This is a genomic window from Bifidobacterium simiiventris, assembly GCF_019331715.1.
In the GTDB taxonomy this organism is placed as follows: domain Bacteria; phylum Actinomycetota; class Actinomycetes; order Actinomycetales; family Bifidobacteriaceae; genus Bifidobacterium; species Bifidobacterium simiiventris.
The window spans coordinates 36076-42075 of record NZ_JAHBBG010000018.1 but is presented as its reverse complement, the minus strand read 5'-3'; the positions used below and the strand labels follow the sequence as shown (position 1 = coordinate 42075).

Annotated in this window: 5 protein-coding genes; 1 reads left to right on the top strand and 4 read right to left on the bottom strand. The window is 60.9% G+C overall.

The features are described 5' to 3' along the window. Nucleotides 1-443 precede the first annotated feature (443 nt). Entirely contained in the window at nucleotides 444-1199 is a 756-nt protein-coding gene (locus KIH76_RS11080) for an SIR2 family NAD-dependent protein deacylase (RefSeq protein WP_214374895.1), read from the top strand. A gap of 86 nt (nucleotides 1200-1285) precedes the next feature. Here the strand turns inward: KIH76_RS11080 and ilvA are convergent, their stop codons facing one another. The 4 genes from ilvA to KIH76_RS11060 form a co-directional block, all read right to left on the bottom strand. Continuing rightward, on the bottom strand, nucleotides 1286-2551 hold the full coding sequence (gene ilvA, locus KIH76_RS11075) for a threonine ammonia-lyase (protein WP_214374890.1): 1266 nt from the start codon (nucleotides 2549-2551) through the stop codon (nucleotides 1286-1288). A gap of 169 nt (nucleotides 2552-2720) precedes the next feature. After that, the gene (locus tag KIH76_RS11070) at nucleotides 2721-3686 is read right to left on the bottom strand and encodes a CPBP family intramembrane glutamic endopeptidase (RefSeq protein ID WP_214374889.1); all 966 of its coding nucleotides are present in this window, start codon (nucleotides 3684-3686) and stop codon (nucleotides 2721-2723) included. Between the two features lie 112 nt (nucleotides 3687-3798). Continuing rightward, nucleotides 3799-4095, bottom strand: coding sequence for a transcriptional regulator (locus tag KIH76_RS11065; protein ID WP_338023679.1), 297 nt, complete (start codon nucleotides 4093-4095; stop codon nucleotides 3799-3801). A gap of 100 nt (nucleotides 4096-4195) precedes the next feature. Continuing rightward, a complete protein-coding gene (locus tag KIH76_RS11060; RefSeq protein WP_214374888.1) occupies nucleotides 4196-5317 on the bottom strand; it encodes a hypothetical protein in 1122 nt (373 codons plus the stop codon). Nucleotides 5318-6000: the final 683 nt, after the last annotated feature.

Genomic DNA, 6000 nt, shown 5'->3' with positions numbered 1-6000 from the left:
AAACCTCACCCCTCATTAACCACTCTCATGGACTCCCCAAACAGGAAGCGAGGAATGAACTGGCAATCATTGACTATAAAGAAGTAGTACAAACACGCTCTTGAGTTCTCAAACCACCACCACACGATCAGTTCCTCATCCTCAGGAAGAGAACCAGTCGCTGACCGGCAGCAAGAGATAAACTTACACCACCATCCCGATCCGCGCAAACCGGCGGGCATAGCAAAGCCGAAAACCGTTGCAAACAAACGGTTCCCTCGGCGTGTTGCAAACAGGCTTTTCGTGCCTTCTGAGACTATCCTAAACCCCAAAATCACCGTTTTCGTATCCCAATCCACCTCTCGAACGGCGTGTCGCAACATTTCAATCCCCAGTCAACCGCCCGCCAACCGTCGTTCATCATCGATACACGTTCCGCACGCAACCGGCGTATACCTATGTATATGACGAAAAAGATCGCAGTATTAACCGGCGCGGGCATCTCCACGTCCGCAGGCATCCCCGACTTCCGCGGCCCGGACGGCGTCTGGACCAAGCACCCCGAGCAGATGAGCGTCTACGACATCGACGCGTTTCTTACCAATAAGAAAGAGCGCGAGTATTCGTGGCGCTGGCAAAAGGAGTCGCCCGTATGGAACGCGCAGCCAGGCACCGCACACCAGGCGCTCGTCAAACTGGAGAAGGCGGGTCTGCTCACGCTGCTTGCCACGCAGAACTTCGACGCGCTGCATGAAAAGGCCGGCAACTCGCCGGATGTGATCGTGAACCTGCATGGCACGATCGGCACATCGCACTGCATGAAGTGCCACGCGAAGTACGATACGGCCGACATCATGGCGCGGCTGGACGAGGAACCGGATCCGCACTGCCACCGCAAGCTGCCATACAACGGCAACATGCCGTGCAACGGGTTGATCAAAACCGACGTCGTGTATTTTGGCGAGCAGCTGCCGGACGGGGCGATGGAGAAGTCGATGAAGCGCGTCACCGAAGCGGATGAGTTCTGGGTGATCGGTTCGACGCTCGAAGTGTTTCCGGCCGCATCGTTGGTGCCGGTGGCCGCGCAGGCCGGAGTGCCGATCACAATCATGAACATGGGACGCACGCAGTACGACCGACTCGCCACGCGCCTCATCCGCGAGGATATCGCCGTCGCGCTGCCGCAGCTCGTGGACGAGACGATCGCGGCCGCACAGTAATGCACACAATATGGCTAACGGATTGTCCCCGTCGATTACATGATCGACGGGGACAATCCGTTATATCGGCCGAACCGTATCAGCGATCAGTAGATGCGCTTCGGCTGGAAGCCAGCGTTGCGCAGAGCGGCAAGCACACGGTCAATATGATCCGGGCCGTTCGTCTCAACGGTGACGCTCAGCGACACCGCGTTCGTGTAATGGCCGGACGCCTTGAACTGATCGTGATCCAGCGCGATCACGTTCGCGCGCTCGTTGGCGAGCAGCGTGGCGACCTTGACCAGCTGGCCCGGGATGTCCGGCAGCTCGACCTCGAAGTTCATGATGCGGCCTCGCGCGATCATGCCCTTCTGGATCACCGCGCCGATCGTAACGGTATCGATGTTGCCGCCCGACATGATCGGCACCACCACATGCGGCCCCGGTGCGGACGCGAACTTGCGCGAACGCAGGTTCAGATGCTCGAGCGCGGCCAGCGACACCGCGCCCGCCGCCTCGACCACCAGCTTGTGCTTTTCGAGCATGAGCAGGATCATCTCGTTGATATCGCGCTCGGTCACGGTCACGAGATCATCAAGGAACTCGTTGAGCAGAGCGAACGGCAGGTCGCCCGGGTGCTTGACGGCCACGCCCTCCGCGGAGGTGACCACCTGATCGGCGGGGGACACGCGGCCCGCCGCGAACGAATCCTTCCACGCCGGAGAGCCCTCAGGAATCGCGCCGATCACGCGCACATCCGGTTTGAATGTCTTGATCGCGAGCGCCACGCCAGCGCCCAGTCCGCCGCCGCCGAGCGGCACGACCACATCGGTCACGTCCGGCACGTCCTCGAGGATTTCCAGGCCGATCGTGCCCTGGCCGCAGATAACCTCGTAATCGTCGAACGGCGGCACATAGATCATGCCCTGCTGCTCGCTCAGCTCGAGCGCGTGCGCGGCGGCCTCGTCGAACACGTCGCCGTAGAGCACCACGTCGGCGCCGTACGCCTTGGTGGCGTCGACCTTGAGCGGCGGGGTGATGGTCGGCATGCAGATCGTGGCTTTCGCGCCACGTTCGCGGGCCGCGTAGGCGACGCCCTGCGCGTGGTTGCCGGCAGACGCGGTGACGATGCCGCGGGCGAGTTCCTCGTCGGACAGGGAGGCGATCTTGTTGTATGCACCGCGGATCTTGAACGATCCGGTGACCTGCAGGTTCTCGGGCTTGAGGAGAATCTTGTGACCGGTCATCTCGGACAGGATCGGCGAGGGGATGATTTCGGTGTGACGAGCGGTCCCCTTCAACCGTTCGGCGGCGAGCTTGAGTTCGGCCGCATGGTCACGCTGCAGTGCTTTGAGGACGTCTTTTTGTTCCATGTGCGTTATTGTATGCGCCGCGGTGGGCGAAAACGGCACGGATTCCATGTGCGCGGCGTCCGGCTTCGGCATCCGCAGTATCCACGCCGCCTCGGCTGCGCTCCGACCGGGTATCGGTTGCGTCCGATTCGCGTCCGTCGGCGGATCGAACGGCGCCGGCGCCCGGGCATCACATCAGCGAGAAGCCGGCGAAAGCGCACACCGCGAAGTACGCCACCACGAGCAGGAACCACGGCGACGCCCAGCCGACGTAACTGCCGCGCAGTGAACGGTTGGCGGCGATGTATTCGCGGATCGCGGAACGGCGACGGAACAGCAGCACCGCGGAGACGATATAGACCACGATCAGCGCCAGGCCGATTACGACAGTCACCTCCGGCGACTGCCCGCCCGCCACTTGCGCCATGAATGTGGCGAACGCATTCGTCACGCAGTGCAGCACGATTGCCCACAACAGCGAATACTCCATCGCCACATAGCCCAGCAACAGGCCGAGCATCACGGCGAACAGGCCTTGCAGTACATCGCCATGCATCAGACCGAACAGCACGGCGCTGGTCGTCAACGCGAACATCTTGCCGCGGCCAGCCAGCGAGCGCAGTATCAGACCACGGCATACGATCTCCTCCACGAGCGGGCCGACCAGCACGACGGCGACCACCATCAGCCATGAATCGGAGACCATGCCGTTGATGCCCTCCATCGATGCCGATTTCAGCTGGACGCCCACCAGGCCGAACGCCGTTTGCAGCAGCGAGGAGATGATGGTGCTGACGCATTGGATCAGCAGCATCGTCGCGACGAGCATGAGCGCACGGCGCGGGGTCATGCGCTTGTGGGCCTGCGGGGACGGCTCGCCGAGCCAGAACGTGCGGGTGCGGATGAGGGGGATCGCGGTTGCGGCAAGGACGACTGCGGCGCCGGTGAGACCGATGATTTGCGCGGCCGGCTGGGCGATGGCAGAAGGGATGCCGACGAGCGGGGCCACGTGTTCGGAGAGGAGGCCGAACACCTGCATCAGCGCCATGTAGGCGATGAGCAGGATCGAGGCACGGCCGACGAGAGTTCGGGGGTTGACCGGGGCGGCGACCGGCGAAGCGGCGCCGTCTACGGGTTCAAACGTTACGGTGGACATGATGATGGCTCCTTTGCTGAATGCGCCCATACGATATCGGGCGAGACATTGATCACTCGACTGATCATGAAAAGCATGAAAATCACGAAATCGATAAAGATAAAGAGATGCGTTACGCCATGCCGGCGATGAGCTGGAGGGCGGCGATATGCTCGGAGAACGCCTTGGCCCCTTCACCGGTGAGCGACACCCAGGTGATGTCGTGTCCGTTGCGCGGCCCCGGACGCTTGTCGAGCGAGACATAGCCGTTCTCCGCCAAGACCTTCAGGTGTTTGGAGCATACGGCGTCGCTCACGCCGAGCATATCGCGGATTGCGGCGAATTCGATCTCTCCGGCGCTGTGCAGCATGCCGCAGATGCGCAGGCGCATCGGCGCGTGGATCACTTCGTTGAACTGCGGTTCGTCCACGATGCGCCTCCTTTCCGCGGTTCACGGTCATTCCCACCCAGGCATCCCAGATATCCCAGACATCCCAGGCATGGAACCCTTATCATACCGGCCATGTCGATCACGCTCCCGCCGCGATCGCATCGCGCTGTTTGCGGTCGTACATCCATCCGAGCGCCGAGAACAGCACCACGAACACTGCGCCGCCGATGAACAGTTCCCCAACGGGCGGCTCCGCATGACGCGCCGCGTATCCGATGGCGAATCCGGAAAGGTAGACCGGCACAAGGCACGTCACCCACATGGCGATCATCAGCGCCCAGCAGACGCGGGTCGGCGGCCGCATACGGGTATCCATATTGTTGTCGCGCACATATTGCACGACGCGTTCGAACATCACGCCCGCGCACGATGCCAGGAATGTGGCGTCAATCGCACGATGCCACGAGAAGGCTCCAGCCGAGACCATTGCCGCAACATCGCCGACGGCCCAGATCACAGCCACCGCCCCTGCAGCCACGAACGGATAGAACCACAGTGGCATGACGACCAGTTGCGCGGCCTCACGCCGTTCGTCGTCAGGAAGCGCGCGGAATCGCGCCATCGTCCACAGTTCGCCGTTCGCACCGTAGCGGCGATGGTTGTGTCCCAGCACGTATGGCGACATGGAGCCGCCGGCGATGATGTAGCGGCGGATGTCGCGGTAGGTCAGCCGTTCGAGCAGCAGCGCGGCGAGTGCGGTGGCGACGATGACGAGAGCGGCCTGCCAGTGGGGGAGCGGCGCGATCACGAGGACGCCGGTCACGACGATCCCCAAGATGAATTCAAGTACCATATACACCGCAGCCAGACGGGTCGGAGGCCAGATGACGGCGTGGATGCCGCGTTTGCGCCATATGCTCATGAGCGCGGCCACCGACGCAACCAGTGCGGCGATGAAGCCCACGCATGCGACGGCGAATACGGGACTGCCGGGAGTGAGTATGTCACGGGTTAGCAGCCAGAACGCCGCGAGCATCAGGCCCAGGAACACACACATGATCAGGTCGAAAGAGAAGGGGAGCGTGTATCGGTCGGCTGTGGCTTCGCGGTCGGCAGCGAGGAAGGAGAGCGCGTCCGCGGCGGAGAGCTGGGACTGGCCGGGCCGGTCGGACTGCTCGGATCGACTGGATTGCCGCGGTTCAGATTGTTGCGTTTGCCGTGCAGACTGAGTCGGGATTGTCGATTGGTGATTGCGGTTCATGATGACTTCCTTGTGCTGAGCGCCGACGATGAACGACGGCGAATACGGTGAACTGGATGCGAACTGGACGGGTTGTGTTTGTCGAGAAACGATCGGTGCCATATATGTCGTGCGGTGCGATCGTGCGATTGATTGACCGGTCCGGAAGCGTTCACGGGTTGCGCATCACCATGATTGTTTCCGTTATGGAAAGTATAACGCTTTCCAATATGGAAAGTCAAGCGGGGGCGCGGATCGGTGGGCGCAAGGCAGGATATCCACAGGCGACTCCGCGCACGGACAGGCAGTTATTCACATACACGGAAAAACGCGAACAAACGAGCCGGTTATCCACATGCGCCGCATTGTATGGACACCTGAGTTATCCACATACGCAAAGCCATGCGTATATATAAGTTATCCACACCCGAAAACTCAACGATTCCAACGGCTTTCGAAAGTTATCCACAGCTTATCCACAAGATATCCACCGTTACGCACGCAGTTATCCACTCAAATACGCCACTTATCCACTAGTTATCCCCATAGTTATCCACATCATGTGGAAAACTCCTGCCGAACGACTCATATCAGCGAAATGTGGACAACTTGCCGCTTATCTTATCCACAATCCACAATCGTTGGAATTCCAACGATCCCCACATATAACAATCGGTGGATAAGTCGTTTATCCACGACTTATC

Excerpts from the sequence above, each read along its gene's own strand:
- ilvA (WP_214374890.1), bottom strand. The coding sequence starts at position 2,551 with ATGGAACAAAAAGACGTCCTCAAAGCACTGCAGCGTGACCATGCGGCC.
- KIH76_RS11070 (WP_214374889.1), bottom strand. The coding sequence starts at position 3,686 with ATGTCCACCGTAACGTTTGAACCCGTAGACGGCGCCGCTTCGCCGGTC.
- KIH76_RS11060 (WP_214374888.1), bottom strand. The coding sequence starts at position 5,317 with ATGAACCGCAATCACCAATCGACAATCCCGACTCAGTCTGCACGGCAA.
- KIH76_RS11080 (WP_214374895.1), top strand. The coding sequence starts at position 444 with ATGACGAAAAAGATCGCAGTATTAACCGGCGCGGGCATCTCCACGTCC.